Source organism: Serratia sp. JSRIV006 (genome assembly GCF_019968685.1).
GTDB classification, from domain to species: domain Bacteria; phylum Pseudomonadota; class Gammaproteobacteria; order Enterobacterales; family Enterobacteriaceae; genus Chania; species Chania fonticola_B.
On sequence record NZ_CP074137.1, the window covers coordinates 4,691,086 to 4,706,462 of the forward strand.

At 54.9% G+C, this 15,377-nt stretch carries 9 protein-coding genes; 2 read left to right on the plus strand and 7 right to left on the minus strand.

The window, feature by feature from the left end:
* Nucleotides 1-2: 2 nt before the first annotated feature.
* From KGP16_RS21735 to acnB, 3 genes are all read right to left on the minus strand, one after another.
* Nucleotides 3-857, minus strand: a complete 855-nt coding sequence (locus tag KGP16_RS21735) for a triphosphoribosyl-dephospho-CoA synthase (RefSeq protein ID WP_021179697.1) — start codon at nucleotides 855-857, stop codon at nucleotides 3-5.
* A complete protein-coding gene (gene mdcA, locus KGP16_RS21740) occupies nucleotides 857-2,518 on the minus strand; it encodes a malonate decarboxylase subunit alpha (RefSeq protein ID WP_021179696.1) in 1,662 nt (553 codons plus the stop codon). The genes KGP16_RS21735 and mdcA overlap by 1 nt, the downstream gene beginning before the upstream one ends.
* A gap of 220 nt (nucleotides 2,519-2,738) precedes the next feature.
* Complete coding sequence (gene acnB, locus KGP16_RS21745; RefSeq protein WP_223500326.1) at nucleotides 2,739-5,336, minus strand: bifunctional aconitate hydratase 2/2-methylisocitrate dehydratase; 2,598 nt, start codon at nucleotides 5,334-5,336, stop codon at nucleotides 2,739-2,741.
* Between the two features lie 687 nt (nucleotides 5,337-6,023).
* Between acnB and KGP16_RS27605 the strand changes: the two genes are divergently transcribed.
* Nucleotides 6,024-6,146: a hypothetical protein gene (locus KGP16_RS27605; protein ID WP_021179693.1), complete on the plus strand. Its 123-nt coding sequence runs from the start codon at nucleotides 6,024-6,026 to the stop codon at nucleotides 6,144-6,146.
* A gap of 98 nt (nucleotides 6,147-6,244) precedes the next feature.
* Here KGP16_RS27605 and lpdA read toward each other — a convergent pair whose 3' ends face one another.
* From lpdA to pdhR, 4 genes are all read right to left on the minus strand, one after another.
* Nucleotides 6,245-7,669: a dihydrolipoyl dehydrogenase gene (gene lpdA / locus KGP16_RS21750; protein WP_021806270.1), complete on the minus strand. Its 1,425-nt coding sequence runs from the start codon at nucleotides 7,667-7,669 to the stop codon at nucleotides 6,245-6,247.
* A gap of 233 nt (nucleotides 7,670-7,902) precedes the next feature.
* Nucleotides 7,903-9,777, minus strand: a complete 1,875-nt coding sequence (aceF, locus tag KGP16_RS21755) for a pyruvate dehydrogenase complex dihydrolipoyllysine-residue acetyltransferase (protein ID WP_074029642.1) — start codon at nucleotides 9,775-9,777, stop codon at nucleotides 7,903-7,905.
* A 13-nt stretch (nucleotides 9,778-9,790) separates the two neighbouring features.
* Nucleotides 9,791-12,454, minus strand: coding sequence for a pyruvate dehydrogenase (acetyl-transferring), homodimeric type (gene aceE, locus KGP16_RS21760; RefSeq protein ID WP_021179690.1), 2,664 nt, complete (start codon nucleotides 12,452-12,454; stop codon nucleotides 9,791-9,793).
* Nucleotides 12,455-12,619: 165 nt separating this feature from the next.
* The gene (pdhR, locus tag KGP16_RS21765) at nucleotides 12,620-13,384 is read right to left on the minus strand and encodes a pyruvate dehydrogenase complex transcriptional repressor PdhR (protein WP_021179689.1); all 765 of its coding nucleotides are present in this window, start codon (nucleotides 13,382-13,384) and stop codon (nucleotides 12,620-12,622) included.
* 605 nt (nucleotides 13,385-13,989) lie between these two features.
* On the opposite strand from pdhR, the gene KGP16_RS21770 reads away from it, so the two are divergent.
* On the plus strand, nucleotides 13,990-15,369 hold the full coding sequence (locus KGP16_RS21770; protein ID WP_021806272.1) for an amino acid permease: 1,380 nt from the start codon (nucleotides 13,990-13,992) through the stop codon (nucleotides 15,367-15,369).
* Nucleotides 15,370-15,377: the final 8 nt, after the last annotated feature.

A 15,377-nucleotide genomic window follows, 5' to 3' on the forward strand; every position in this document is an offset into this window, starting at 1 on the left:
ATTCAGCGGGCCGTAGCCCGATCGAGGAACAGAGCCGCAGCCAGTAAATCGGCCGCGCCGCCGGGTGAAGCGTTGCTCGCCAATAGCCGTTGCTCCAATTTGGCCAACGCCGCCTGCCCTGCCGGATGTTGATACCCTCCGGCATGCAGTACCTCGGCTGCCCCTTGCTGCATCGCTTTTAGCGCCGTTAACCCACCGCGCGACAGCACGCAGGTATCGCTCAGGGTGGTCATGATGGCCATCAAGGCATCAATCTGCGCGGCAGGCTCACTGGCCCCCTGGTTCCTGCTGTACCACAGCTGCGGTAGCGCACGTTGCATCACATGCGGGAAACCTTGCTGGGCCTCCTCCCGCGCGCCAGGTACCTGATAACGTTGAGTGGCTCGCAAGCCTTTGCTGAACACCTTCGGGCTGGCGTGATCCGGCAACTGCGCCAACTGGGCGGCTAATGTGCAACTGCTGGATGGCGTTGCGTTTCCCCCTTGCATGGCTACCGCCGTCACCAGCAGGCCCATCGCCCAGATCGCCCCGCGGTGCGTGTTAACACCGGCAGTGGCTGCCATCATCCGCTGTTCACCTTCCCGACCAATCCGGCCAACTTCCTGGCGTAACGCGCTATCGGCTGGACGCTGCCAACCGGCAATCGCCAGCCGATGGAAGACAGGCGTCAGGCTGTGGGCGGAACGCACCATCAACGCCAACGTCAAATCCTGATGCGCACCGGAGCCCCGGGCATCCACCAGCCCCGGTTTCGGGCTGAGGCGCGCCTCATCCACTAGCGCCTGCGTGGCAAGCTCCGCCAATCGTGCGGCAACCCGATCCGCATCAGAGGCGATTAAACAGGGGGAAAGTTTCATTACCAGCTCCGGAATTTCGCTGGCGGGTTATACAGGCCGCCGGACCACTCGACCAGATCCGCTACGCTGCCTGCGGCCAGCAAAGAACGCGTTGCATCGGTGCGACGAATGTCGAGGTCTTCCGGGAACACCACTTTGCCTTCACGGCGCAGCTCGGCCACGCGTTTGGCGTCCACACCCAGCCCGATATCGGTGATACCGGCCACCGCTGCCACCATGGCGCGGCGCTCTTCCAGCGAGCGTGCACGATACAGATAAGCGATGCCCTCTTCGGTCAGCACATGGGTGACGTCATCGCCGTAAATCATCACCGGTGCCAGCGGCATGCCAGACTCTTGCGCCACATCGACGGCATCGAGTTTTTCTACGAAGGTCGGTTTGGCCCCCGCCTGGAAGGTTTCCACCATTTGCACCACCAGCTTGCGGCCACGAGCCAACGGATCCGGCTCTTCGATCATATCCAGCCAGGCAGGCGTAGCGTGGCGACGACCGTGTGGATCGTGCCCCATGTTCGGTGCGCCGCCAAAACCGGATAGGCGACCACGTGTCACGGTAGAAGAGTGGGCCATACCGTCGATCTGTAAGGTTGAACCGATAAACATATCTACGGCGTACTGACCGGCCATCTGGCAGAACGCACGGTTGGAGCGCATGGAACCGTCGCTACCGGTAAAGAAAATATCCGGGCGGGCGGCGATATAATTCTCCATCCCCAGCTCACCGCCAAAACAGTGCACGGTCTCCACCCAGCCGCTTTCAATTGCCGGGATCAGGGTTGGATGCGGGTTCAGGGTCCAGTGTTTACAGATTTTGCCCTTCAGACCCAGTTGCTCGCCATAGGTAGGTAGCAGCAGTTCAATGGCGGCGGTGTTGAAACCGATACCGTGGTTCAGCGATTGCACCTGATGTTTGGCGTAGATGCCTTTGATTGCCATCATCCCCATCAACACGTGCACCGGTTTGATCAGGCGCGGATCGCGGGTAAACAGCGGCTCAATAAAGAACGGCTTGTCTGCCACCACGACAAAATCGATCCAGGAGCCGGGGATATCAACTCTCGGCAGGTCAGTTTCATCATCAACCAGTTCATTGACCTGAGCGATGACGATGCCGTCTTTAAACGCAGTGGCCTCCACCAGTGCCGGGGTATCTTCGGTACTTGGCCCGGTGTACAGATTGCCGTGACGATCGGCCTTGAACCCGGCCACTAGCGCCACGTTCGGCACCAGATCCACATACAGGCGGGAATAGAGTTCTATATAGGTGTGGATGGCACCGATTTCGAGCTGCCCATCTTCCAACAGTTGGGAAATGCGCAGGCTCTGGGTACCAGAGAAAGCAAAATCGAGCTTGCGGGCGATGCCCTTTTCAAAAATATCCAGATGCTCGGCGCGGCCAACGCTTGGCATGATCATATGCAGATCGTGGACCTTGGCGGGGTTGACCTCGGCGAGCATACGGGAGAGAAAATCGGCCTGTTTCTGGTTATTGCCTTCCAGCACCACCCGATCGCCAGAAACCAGCAGTTTTTCCAGCACGCTGGTCAGATCGGCGGTGGGGATCACTTTGCCCTGCGACTGCTCTTGCACACTCGCGATACGGCGTTTTTTTTCCTGCCGCCGGGTATCCCAAACGCGCGTGGGGCTTTGATGAAGCGACATACCTCAACCTCCTGGGTTTACTTGGTTCTGTTCAGTACGGTTAGAGTAAGAGTCTAGGAGAGCGCCATCAATCAAGCAGGGGGATGGTTTATTAGCCTGAGAGTAATAATTTCATCAAATCAAGATTAATCAATCAGTTAATATCAATAAAAGCCGGGGTCGATCACAAAAAAACGGGGAACCCAAAGGCTCCCCGTGATGATGCTAACTCAGTACCGAATTACACCGCGGTTTGGAAGATCACACCGTCGGCTTTTTCCGTGTACTGGGTCAACTGGTCGAAGTTCAGGTAGCGATAGGTATCCGACGCCGTCTTGTCGACCTGTGCCATATAGGTCTGATACTCATCAGGCGTTGGCAGACGGCCCAGCAGTGATGCCACTGCCGCCAGCTCTGCGGAAGCCAGATAAACGTTGGCTCCAGTACCCAGACGGTTCGGGAAGTTACGGGTTGAGGTGGAAACCACGGTCGCACCGTCCGCTACGCGTGCCTGGTTACCCATGCACAGTGAACAGCCAGGGATCTCGATACGCGCCCCGCTCTTGCCAAAGACGCTGTAGTAGCCTTCTTCAGTCAATTGCGCTGCGTCCATCTTGGTTGGCGGAGCCACCCACAGACGGGTTGGCAGTTGGCCTTTATGCTGATCCAACAGTTTACCTGCCGCACGGAAGTGGCCGATGTTGGTCATGCAAGAACCGATAAACACTTCGTCGATCTTGCTGTTGGCCACGTCGGACAGCAGGCGCGCGTCGTCCGGATCGTTCGGCGCACACAGGATTGGCTCCTTGATATCAGCCAGATCGATTTCGATCACTGCGGCATATTCCGCATCCGCATCGCCTTCCAGCAACTGCGGATCCGCCAGCCATTTTTCCATCCCCTGAATACGGCGCTCCAGGGTACGGCGATCGCCATAACCTTCGGAGATCATCCACTTCAGCAGCACGATGTTGGAGCTCAGATATTCGGCAATCGGTGCCTTGTCCAGCTTGATGGTACAACCGGCAGCGGAACGTTCTGCAGAGGCATCGGTCAGCTCAAACGCCTGTTCGACCTTCAGTTCCGGCAGACCTTCGATCTCCAGAATGCGGCCAGAGAAAATGTTCTTCTTACCCTTCTTCTCTACGGTCAACAGGCCCTGCTGGATCGCGTAGTAAGGGATAGCATGCACCAAATCACGCAAGGTAATACCAGGCTGCATTTTGCCTTTAAAGCGCACCAGCACCGACTCAGGCATATCCAGCGGCATCACGCCGGTCGCGGCAGCAAAGGCTACCAGACCAGAACCGGCCGGGAAGGAAATGCCGATCGGGAAGCGGGTGTGGGAATCGCCACCGGTACCAACGGTATCCGGCAGCAACATACGGTTCAGCCAGGAGTGGATCACACCATCACCAGGGCGCAGCGAAACGCCGCCACGGTTCATGATGAAGTCTGGCAGCGTATGGTGAGTCGTGACGTCTACCGGTTTCGGGTACGCGGCAGTGTGACAGAACGACTGCATCACCAGATCGGCAGAGAAGCCCAGGCAAGCCAGATCTTTCAGCTCGTCACGGGTCATTGGGCCAGTGGTATCTTGTGAACCTACCGAGGTCATCTTAGGTTCGCAGTATTCGCCAGGGCGAACACCAGCAACGCCACAGGCACGGCCCACCATTTTCTGCGCCAGCGAGAAGCCCTTGCTGCTAGCCGCTACCGGCTTGGCAATACGGAACACTTCGCTGTGCGGTAGGCCCAGCGCTTCACGCGCCTTGGTGGTCAGGCCACGGCCGATAATCAGTGGGATGCGGCCACCGGCACGCACTTCATCCAGCAACACATCGGTTTTCAGCTCGAAGCTGGCAACCAGTTCGCCGGTCTCATGGTTACGCACTTCGCCTTTATACGGGAAGATGTCGATCACATCGCCCATGTTCAGGTTGGAGACGTCCACTTCGATCGGCAACGCGCCTGCATCTTCCATGGTGTTAAAGAAGATTGGCGCAATCTTGCCGCCCAGCACCACACCGCCGCCACGCTTGTTCGGCACGTAGGGGATGTCGTCACCCATAAACCACAGCACCGAGTTGGTGGCAGATTTACGGGAAGACCCCGTACCGACCACGTCACCGACGTAGGCCAGCGGGAAACCTTTCTTGTTCAGCTCTTCAATCTGCTTGATTGGGCCAACGCTACCCGGTTGATCCGGGAAAATACCTTCACGTTCGCTTTTGAGCATCGCCAGCGCATGCAGTGGGATATCTGGACGTGACCAGGCATCTGGAGCGGGTGACAGATCGTCGGTATTGGTTTCGCCAGTCACTTTGAACACGGTCACGGTGATCTTTTCCGCCAACGGTGAGCGTGACAGATACCATTCGGCATCGGCCCAGGACTGCATGATTTGTTTGGCGTGTGGGTTACCGGCTTTGGCTTTCTCTTCTACGTCGTAGAAGTTATCAAACATCAGCAGCGTATGGGAAAGCGCCTTGGCAGCAATCGGTGCCAGCTTTTCGTTATCCAACGCCTCGATCAGCGGATGAATGTTGTAACCGCCCTGCATGGTGCCTAGCAGTTCAATGGCTTTTTCGGGGGTAACCAGGGGGGAAGTGGCTTCGCCTTTGGCAACGGCTGCCAGAAAACCTGCTTTGACATAGGCGGCTTCGTCGACGCCCGGTGGTACACGGTTAATCAGCAGGTCTAACAGAAATTCTTCTTCGCCTTTTGGCGGATTTTTTAATGATTCAACCAGCGCTGCCATTTGTGTCGCATCTAATGGCTTAGGGACGATGCCCTCTGCAGCACGCTCGGCCACGTGCTTACGGTATTCTTCTAGCACGACTTTCTCCTCGCTCTCATTGTCATTTATTGTGCCTGGCGTTTTATATTCAAACCGGGTTTAGCGCACGGCGATATTTGACGGGGCACTGCTGTCGATATCCTGGACTGTAAGTAAGGTACAGTGCCCGGTTCCGCCCAGCCAGCATATCAGGATTTGAATCGGTTGTTAATTCGTTCACATAAAAGCAACATTAAATCTTTGCTGAATCGTTGACCGCAGCGTAATCGGCTGCAAAGCAGGCGGGACGGGCTCGGGTTCGATACGGCACAACAGCAATCTCAGCCCAATGAGCACAACATAACGTCCATACTTTTACAATGGTTATCGATAGAGTTGGGAGAAATTGGCGGGCGTTGGGCACAAAAAAACCGCCATAAAGACGGTTCTTTTGTATCCGTGCAGTGTTAGCAGGCACCGAACGGATTTCTTACATCGTTAAGAACGATACAAGCGCTATCGAGCAAGGCCATTGTGCGTAAATTTGGTTAAAAAATCAACCGATCTGATGCAAAAAAACGCTGTTTTATGTACTCTGATTTTGGGTCTGTTCTGCCGGTTTAGCAGCCGGTCATCGGGCTTGAGAACAGTGCTGCAACTACTGCGATACAGGCGCTATCGAGCGCTTGTTCCACTGGGGCTTTCCCGGTGAAGTCGCGGTGGTCGTGGTTCCACAAGGAACGCGCAATGAAAGGGAGAACACTCATTATCCTGCTCATTGTACTGGGTTCGGTGTTTGGCGTCAGCAAAGGCGGCTGGTCAGTTTCCAGCAACCAACTGATCTTCAACGTCGTATTCCAGAACAAGTAAGCTACTGGCCGCTCTTTTGAGCGGCCTTTTATTGGCATTTATTCCAAAAAAACGGCCCCTTTACAGGAGCCGCTTATCAACCTTACCAACCGCTGAAATTACTTCTTCTTGGCTTTCGGGTTTGGCAGATCGGTGATGCTGCCTTCGTAGATCTCTGCTGCCAGACCTACGGATTCGTGCAGGGTTGGGTGAGCATGGATAGTCAACGCGATATCTTCTGCGTCACAACCCATCTCGATCGCCAGACCGATTTCACCCAACAGCTCGCCGCCGTTGGTGCCGACAATCGCGCCACCAATGATACGGTGCGTTTCTTTGTCGAAGATCAGTTTGGTCATACCGTCTGCACAGTCAGAAGCGATAGCACGGCCTGAAGCTGCCCACGGGAAGGTGGACGTTTCGTAGCTGATGCCTTTCTCTTTGGCTTCTTTCTCGGTCATCCCTACCCATGCCACTTCTGGCTCGGTGTAAGCGATCGATGGGATCACTTTCGGGTCGAAGTAGTGCTTCATACCAGCGATAACTTCAGCAGCTACGTGGCCTTCATGCACGCCTTTGTGCGCCAGCATCGGTTGACCGACGATGTCACCAATCGCGAAGATGTGCGGCACGTTGGTACGCAGCTGTTTGTCGACGTGGATAAAGCCACGGTCGTCAACTTCTACACCGGCTTGGCCAGCGTCCAGCAGTTTACCGTTCGGCACACGGCCGATCGCTACCAGCACCGCGTCGTAACGCTGTGGTTCTGCAGGGGCTTTTTTACCTTCCATCGTGACATAGATGCCGTCTTCTTTGGCTTCTACCGCGGTCACTTTGGTTTCCAGCATCAGGTTGAACTGCTTGCTGATACGCTTGGTAAAGACTTTCACCACGTCTTTATCTGCAGCCGGGATCACCTGGTCGAACATTTCAACCACGTCGATCTGTGAACCCAGAGCATGGTATACGGTGCCCATTTCCAGGCCGATGATACCGCCGCCCATCACCAGCATGCGCTCTGGAACGGTTTTCAGCGCCAGTGCATCGGTGGAATCCCACACGCGTGGATCTTCATGAGGAATAAATGGCAGTTGGATCGGACGGGAGCCTGCGGCGATGATGGCATTGTCGAAGTTGATGGTGGTAGCACCATTCTCGCCTTCAACCACTAGCGTGTTGGCGCCGGTGAATTTACCCAGGCCGTTGACCACTTTCACTTTGCGGCCTTTAGCCATGCCAGCCAGACCACCGGTCAGCTGATTGATGACTTTCTCTTTCCAGACGCGCACTTTGTCGATGTCGGTTTTCGGCTCGCCGAAAACGATGCCGTGTTCGGCCAACGCTTTGGCTTCTTCGATCACTTTGGCAACGTGCAACAGTGCTTTGGAAGGAATACAGCCCACGTTCAGGCAAACACCGCCCAGAGTGGAGTAACGCTCAACCAGAATGGTTTCCAGACCTAAGTCAGCGCAACGAAAAGCAGCAGAGTAACCCGCAGGGCCCGCCCCAAGTACCACGACCTGAGTTTTAATTTCAGTACTCATCATGACCTCTTAATTGTTTGTCCGGCGGGTCAGACGTCATTTTTATTGCTAGTCGATCTCATAACGCCCTTCATCCACCGGGACGCATACACCGCGAGCAGTTTACAGAATTGTTAATAATCTGCAAAGCGTGTTCGAGTGACCCGTGTCCCAACAATTCTGTCGAGTCATGCAAAACCCGACAAAACTGCTACTGAATTACTAAGGGCGCAGCATGCTGCGCCCTTTTTTCATTACATCACCAGACGGCGAATGTCGGCCAGCATGTTGTTGATGATGGTGATAAAGCGCGCACCGTCAGCACCGTCAATCACACGGTGGTCGAAGGAGAGCGACATTGGCATCATCAGGCGCGGCGTGAACTCTTTACCGTTCCAGACCGGCTCCATCGCAGACTTGGAGACACCCAGGATAGCCACTTCCGGCGCGTTAACAATCGGCGCGAAGTGAGTAGTCCCAATACCGCCCAGGCTGGAGATGGTGAAGCAACCGCCCTGCATTTCGCCTGCGGTCAACTTACCGTCACGCGCTTTTTTGGAGATCGCCATCAGTTCACGGGACAGCTCAGTGATGCTCTTCTTGTTCACATCCTTGAATACCGGAACCACCAGGCCATTTGGCGTATCTACCGCCACGCCGATGTTGATGTATTTCTTCAGCGTCAGCTTCTGGCCATCTTCGGACAGTGAGCTGTTGAAGCGTGGCATCTGCTCCAGGGCAGCGGCAACGGCTTTCATGATGAACACCACCGGGGTGAACTTCACGTCCAGCTTACGCTTGGCAGCTTCGTCGTTCTGCTGCTTGCGGAACGCTTCCAGATCGGTGATATCGGTTTTGTCGAAGTGAGTCACGTGCGGGATCATCACCCAGTTGCGGCTCAGGTTGGCACCAGAGATTTTCTGGATGCGGCCCAGTTCAACTTCTTCGATCTCACCAAACTTGCTGAAGTCCACTTTCGGCCAAGGCAACATACCTGGCAGGCCACCACCGGTAGCGGCAGGAGCGGCTTCGGCGCGTTTGACCGCGTCTTTCACGTAAGCCTGAACGTCTTCGCGCAGGATACGGCCTTTACGACCTGTGCCCTTCACTTTTGCCAGATTAACACCGAACTCACGCGCCAAGCGGCGGATGACTGGGGTCGCGTGAACGTAGGCGTCGTTTTCAGCGAACTCGCCTTTACCGGCGGCGGCAGGTGCAGCCGCTTTGGCTTCCTGCTTGGCCGGAGCCGGAGCAGCTTCTGCTTTCTGGGCCGGAGCAGCGGCAGGTGCTGGTGCAGCGCCTTCCACTTCGAACACCATGATCAGAGAACCGGTTTTCACTTTGTCGCCGGTAGCGATTTTGATTTCTTTCACGGTGCCCGCGAACGGAGCCGGAACTTCCATAGAAGCCTTGTCACCTTCAACGGTGATCAGTGACTGCTCAGCGGCAACTTTATCGCCCACTTTCACCATCACTTCGGTCACTTCTACTTCGTCGCCGCCAATGTCTGGCACTTCGACGTTTTTCGCCGCGCTTGCCGCAGGGGCAGCAGCCGGAGCCGCCTGGGTAGCCGCAGCAGCAGGGGCAGCAGAAGCCGCGCCAGCCACTTCGAAGACCATAATCAGGGAACCGGTTTTCACTTTGTCACCGGTGTTGATTTTGATCTCTTTCACGGTACCAGCGAACGGTGCAGGCACTTCCATAGAGGCCTTGTCGCCTTCTACGGTGATCAGAGACTGCTCGGCAGTCACGGTATCGCCAACCTTCACCAGGATCTCGGTGACTTCAACTTCATCAGCCCCGATGTCCGGTACTTCAACGTCTTTGGCTGCGGCAGCAGCAGGAGCCGCGGCCGGTTTTTCTTCTGCCTTGGCGGCTGGTGCGGCAGCGGCCGCACCTTCTGCTTCAAAGATCATCAGCAGTTTGCCAGTCTCGGTTTTATCACCGACGGCCACTTTGATCTCTTTGACCACGCCAGCCTGCGGCGAAGGCACTTCCATGGAGGCTTTGTCGCCTTCCACGGTGATCAGCGATTGTTCAACTTCAACCTTATCGCCAACCTTCACCAGGATCTCGGTGATTTCAACTTCATCTGCACCGATGTCCGGCACTTTGATTTCGATAGACATTGTTCAGTACCTCTTATGCCAGACGCGGGTTAACTTTTTCTGGGTTGATGTCGAATTTCTTAATCGCATCAGCGACCACAGAAGCTTCAATGTCACCGCGTTTAGCCAGTTCACCCAGAGCAGCAACCACCACGTAGGAAGCATCAACTTCGAAGTGGTGACGCAGGTTTTCGCGGCTGTCTGAACGACCGAAGCCGTCAGTACCCAGTACGCGATAATCGCTGGCTGGTACGAAAGTACGAACCTGCTCTGCGAACAGCTTCATGTAGTCGGTAGACGCTACCGCTGGCGCCTCATTCATCACCTGAGCGATGTAAGGCACACGTGGGGTTTCGGTTGGGTGCAGCATGTTCCAACGCTCACAGTCCTGACCATCACGCGCCAGTTCGGTGAAGGAAGTTACGCTGTAGGTGTCAGAACCCACGCCGTAGTCTTTCGCCAGGATCTGCGCAGCTTCACGCACATGACGCAGGATCGCACCGGAGCCCAACAGCTGTACTTTACCTTTGCTACCTTCCAGAGTTTCCAGCTTGTAGATACCTTTACGGATACCCTCTTCTGCGCCCTGTGGCATGGCTGGCATGTGGTAGTTTTCGTTCAGCGTGGTCAGGTAGTAGTAGACGTTTTCTTGCGCGTCACCGTACATACGCACCAGGCCGTCATGCATGATCACTGCCACTTCATACGCGTAAGCCGGATCGTAGGAGATACAGTTAGGGATGGTCAGAGACTGAATATGGCTGTGGCCATCTTCGTGCTGCAGACCTTCACCGTTCAGGGTAGTACGCCCTGAAGTCCCGCCGATCAGGAAGCCACGCGCCTGTTGGTCACCCGCTGCCCAGCACAGGTCGCCGATACGTTGGAAACCGAACATGGAGTAGTAGATGTAGAACGGGATCATTGGCAGATCGTTGGTGCTGTAGGAAGTCGCTGCGGCCAACCAGGAAGAGGCTGCGCCCAGTTCGTTGATACCTTCCTGCAGGATCTGGCCTTTCTCGTCTTCTTTGTAGTACGCCACCTGCTCACGGTCCTGCGGGGTGTACTGCTGGCCGTTCGGGCTGTAGATACCGATCTGACGGAACAGACCTTCCATACCGAAGGTACGAGCTTCGTCGGCGATGATTGGCACCAGGCGATCTTTGATCGACTTGTTCTTCAACATCACGTTCAAGGCACGCACAAAGGCGATGGTGGTAGAAATCTCTTTGTTCTGCTCTTCCAGCAGTGAGCTGAAATCTTCCAGAGCTGGCATTTCCAGCTTCTCGGTGAAGTTAGGCAGACGAGTTGGTACATAGCCTTGCAGCGCCTGACGGCGTTCGTGCAGATACTTGTACTCTTCGGAGTCTTTCTCGAAGGTGATGTATGGCAGTTTTTCGATGTCAGCATCGGCCACTGGCACGTTGAAACGATCGCGGAAGTGGTGAACCCCTTCCATGTTCATTTTCTTCACCTGGTGAGCGATATTTTTACCTTCCGCGGTTTCACCCATGCCGTAACCTTTGATGGTATGGGCCAGGATCACGGTTGGTTTGCCTTGGGTATCCTGCGCTTTTTTCAGTGCAGCAAAGACTTTCTTCGGATCGTGACCACCACGGTTCAGCGCCCAGATTTCGTCGTCGGTCATATCTTTGACCAGCGCGGCGGTTTCCGGGAAGCGGCCGAAGAAGTGCTCACGCACGTAAGCACCGTCTTTGGATTTGAAGGTCTGGTAGTCGCCGTCCAGGGTTTCGTTCATCAGTTGGATCAGCTTGCCGCTGGTGTCTTTACGCAGCAGTTCATCCCAACGACCGCCCCAGATCACTTTCAGCACCTGCCAGCCAGCACCTGCGAAGATACCTTCCAGCTCGTTGATGATCTTGCCGTTACCGGTAACCGGGCCATCCAGACGCTGCAGGTTGCAGTTGATGACGAAGACCAGGTTGTCCAGCTTCTCACGGGTTGCGATGGTGATCGCACCTTTGGATTCTGGTTCGTCCATCTCGCCGTCGCCCAGGAAGGCATAAACGGTCTGGCCGGAGGTGTCTTTCAGACCACGGTGTTCCAGATACTTGAGGAACTTGGCCTGATAGATGGCGCTGATTGGGCCCAGACCCATGGAGACGGTCGGGAACTGCCAGAATTCAGGCATCAGTTTTGGATGCGGGTAAGAGGACAGGCCTTTACCGTGCACTTCCTGACGGAAGTTGTTCATTTGATCTTCGGTCAGGCGGCCTTCAAGGAAGGCACGTGCATAAACGCCCGGAGAGATGTGGCCCTGGAAGTAAACCAGATCGCCGCCGTCTTTCTCGTTGCGAGCACGGAAGAAGTGGTTAAAGCAGACTTCATAGAAGGTCGCAGAAGATTGGAAGGAAGCCATGTGGCCGCCCAGATCCAGATCTTTCTTGGAAGCACGCAACACGGTCATCACGGCGTTCCAACGGATGGCAGAACGAATACGACGCTCCAGATCCAGGTTGCCCGGGTATGCCGGTTCGTCTTCTACCGCGATGGTGTTGACGTAGTTGTTAGCCGCAGCACCCGCTGCAACGCTAACACCGCCCTTACGGGCTTCTCCCAGCACCTGATCAATCAGGAACTGAGCGCGTTCAACACCCTCTTCACGGATGACCGATTCGATCGCCTGCAGCCAGTCGCGGGTTTCGATCGGATCCACGTCATTGTTTAAACGTTCTGACATGGTGGTATTCCTTATCTGTCTAATGGTTTGTTTGGAGCCTGTCTTCGTGCGTTCTGTCATAAAACGCACGAAGACAGGCTCATCAGTTTGGTTGCCGCTTAAGTACTTAATTAAGCACTCCGAGCTTTATCTCTACAAGCTGGTGTGCCTTGAAGAGAACCACTCTTAATCCTTGCGTTGCTGGAGACGCCGCAGCGATCGATCACGCCGGGTGTGTTCTCTGCTGAGATCCAGCAAAATTTCCTCGATAAACGCCAAATGGCGGTGCGAGGCTTCACGGGCCTTTTCAGGTTCGCGTGCCACAATCGCCTCAAAGATCCCGGCGCGATGGCTACTCACTGTTGCCAACATCTCACGGCGCGAGTAGAGCAATTCAAAGTTCTGACGAACGTTCTGTTCCAGCATCGGGCCCATACAGCGCAGCAGATGGAGTAACACAACGTTGTGGGCAGCCTCGGTCACGGCAATTTGGTATTGCATGACCGCGTCGGCTTCGGCGTCTAGATCGCCACTGTCCTGAGCTTGCTGGATCACATGATGGCAGTCGCGGATGCGCGCCAGATCTTCGTCAGTCCCACGCAACGCCGCATAATAGGCAGCGATACCTTCGAGAGCATGACGGGTTTCGAGCAGATCGAATTGTGATTCAGGATGATCGGCCAGCAGCTCAGCCAGCGGATCGCTGAAGCTCTGCCACAGATTAGTTTGTACAAAGGTGCCGCCTCCCTGGCGACGCAGGAGCAGCCCTTTAGCTTCCAGACGCTGAATTGCCTCTCTCAGAGAAGGACGGGAAACATCAAACTGTTTCGCCAACTCGCGCTCTGGAGGCAGCTTTTCGCCTGGACGTAGCGTACCCTCGAGGATCAGGTATTCGAGCTGCTGCTCGATAACATCTGACAACTTGGGTTGGCGGATTTTGCTGTAGGCCATGGGTGATTTCTTCTCTGCGAAGTGCCCGGAGTCAATTGGTAATACCAATTTCAAAAACGTGACGGTAAAGTAACAAAGTATTCACCTGCTGTCCATATGGGCCTTGATCGAAATCATGAATGCCGCACATTTTAACACTTCAATCCATAAGCCTTTGCAAACCGGCAACTCAGCGTTGGTAATACCATTTACGAGGTAGCCGCCGAATTTAACTTTTGTGAAACCTCTGGTTAGAACAATGCCCGGGTTATATGGCAAGGAGATTAAGGGTTATTTTCGCTTTACAACCGTTTACCGAGCCCCGCATCGTTAACAAAAAAACAACAACAATGGTGATTATTTTTGCCAATTCTGTGAGTTATTGCTTATTTCGTGCACGCAATCCCCCCGCTCGTCACACAACCCGCATTTTGTTGCCTAAACTGCTGCAATCTTAATCATTCAAACAACAAAGCAGGTGCAAACTTTCGCACGTACCATTATTCTCTGCCAAACGGTAGCGACGCCGTGGAATTTATAGCTATAACGTCGTAAACAAAAAACAACACACATCGTAATCATTACTTTACGGTAATGAGCATTATGTCGCACAGAGGGTTTCATTGATGGATGGTCAACAGCATGGCGACCAGCTGAAGCGCGGCCTGAAAAACCGCCATATCCAGCTGATCGCCTTAGGTGGCGCAATAGGTACCGGCCTGTTCCTCGGTATCGCTCAAACAATAAAAATGGCCGGCCCGTCGGTCATCCTTGGTTATGCAATTGGCGGTTTTATTGCCTTCCTGATCATGCGTCAACTGGGTGAAATGGTGGTAGAGGAGCCGGTGGCCGGATCGTTTAGCCACTTCGCCTATAAATACTGGGGGAACTTCGCCGGTTTCGCCTCCGGCTGGAACTACTGGGTGCTGTACGTGCTGGTTGCCATGGCAGAACTGACCGCGGTAGGTATTTACGTGCAGTACTGGTGGCCGGGTATCCCAACCTGGATCTCCGCTGCCGTGTTCTTCCTGGCCATCAACGCCATCAACCTGTCGAGTGTGAAGGTCTATGGTGAAATGGAGTTCTGGTTCGCCATCATCAAAGTGGTCGCTATCATTGGCATGATCGCCTTTGGTGCCTACCTGCTGTTCAGCGGCCTGGGCGGCCCGGAAGCCAGCGTCACCAACCTGTGGGCGCAGGGCGGTTTCTTCCCGAATGGCACCATGGGGCTGCTCATGGCGATGGCGGTGATCATGTTCTCCTTCGGTGGATTGGAACTGGTGGGTATTACCGCCGCCGAAGCCGATAACCCGGAAAAAAGCATCCCGAAAGCCACCAACCAGGTGATCTACCGCATCCTGCTGTTCTATATCGGCTCGCTGACTATTCTGCTGTCACTCTATCCGTGGGGAAAAGTAGTCGAAGGCGGCAGCCCGTTCGTGCTGATCTTCCATGCGCTGAACAGCAATATGGTCGCAACGGTGCTTAATATCGTGGTCCTGACGGCTGCGCTGTCGGTCTACAACAGCTGCGTCTATTGCAACAGCCGCATGCTGTACGGCTTGGCCAAACAAGGTAATGGCCCGAAAGCCCTGCTGAAAGTGGATAGCCGCGGTGTGCCGGTAGTTGCCATCGGTTTCTCAGCGTTGGCAACCGCACTGTGCGTGTTGATCAACTACCTGATCCCAGGCCGTGCCTTTGAATTACTGATGGCGCTGGTGGTGTCTGCCCTGGTGATCAACTGGGCGATGATCAGCCTGGCACACCTGAAATTCCGCAAGGCGAAAAACCATGAAGGCGTCGAGCCGAAGTTCAAGGCCTTCTGGTATCCGTTCAGCAACTATCTGTGCCTGGCCTTTTTGGCCGGTATTCTGGTGATCATGTACCTGACACCAGGGATCCAGATTTCCGTGCTGCTGATCCCGGTATGGCTCGTCATTCTCGGCATCGGTTACTTCATCAAGCAGCGTGGCCAACGTGCTGTAAGCGCCACCAATACCCACTGATATCATTG

Bases quoted from the DNA above. Each gene is read 5' to 3' on its own strand.
- KGP16_RS21735 (WP_021179697.1), bottom strand. From the start codon at position 857: ATGAAACTTTCCCCCTGTTTAATCGCCTCTGATGCGGATCGGGTTGCC.
- mdcA (WP_021179696.1), bottom strand. From the start codon at position 2,518: ATGTCGCTTCATCAAAGCCCCACGCGCGTTTGGGATACCCGGCGGCAG.
- KGP16_RS27605 (WP_021179693.1), top strand. From the start codon at position 6,024: ATGAAAGGGAGAACACTCATTATCCTGCTCATTGTACTGGGTTCGGTG.
- lpdA (WP_021806270.1), bottom strand. From the start codon at position 7,669: ATGAGTACTGAAATTAAAACTCAGGTCGTGGTACTTGGGGCGGGCCCT.
- aceF (WP_074029642.1), bottom strand. From the start codon at position 9,777: ATGTCTATCGAAATCAAAGTGCCGGACATCGGTGCAGATGAAGTTGAA.
- aceE (WP_021179690.1), bottom strand. From the start codon at position 12,454: ATGTCAGAACGTTTAAACAATGACGTGGATCCGATCGAAACCCGCGAC.
- pdhR (WP_021179689.1), bottom strand. From the start codon at position 13,384: ATGGCCTACAGCAAAATCCGCCAACCCAAGTTGTCAGATGTTATCGAG.
- KGP16_RS21770 (WP_021806272.1), top strand. From the start codon at position 13,990: ATGGATGGTCAACAGCATGGCGACCAGCTGAAGCGCGGCCTGAAAAAC.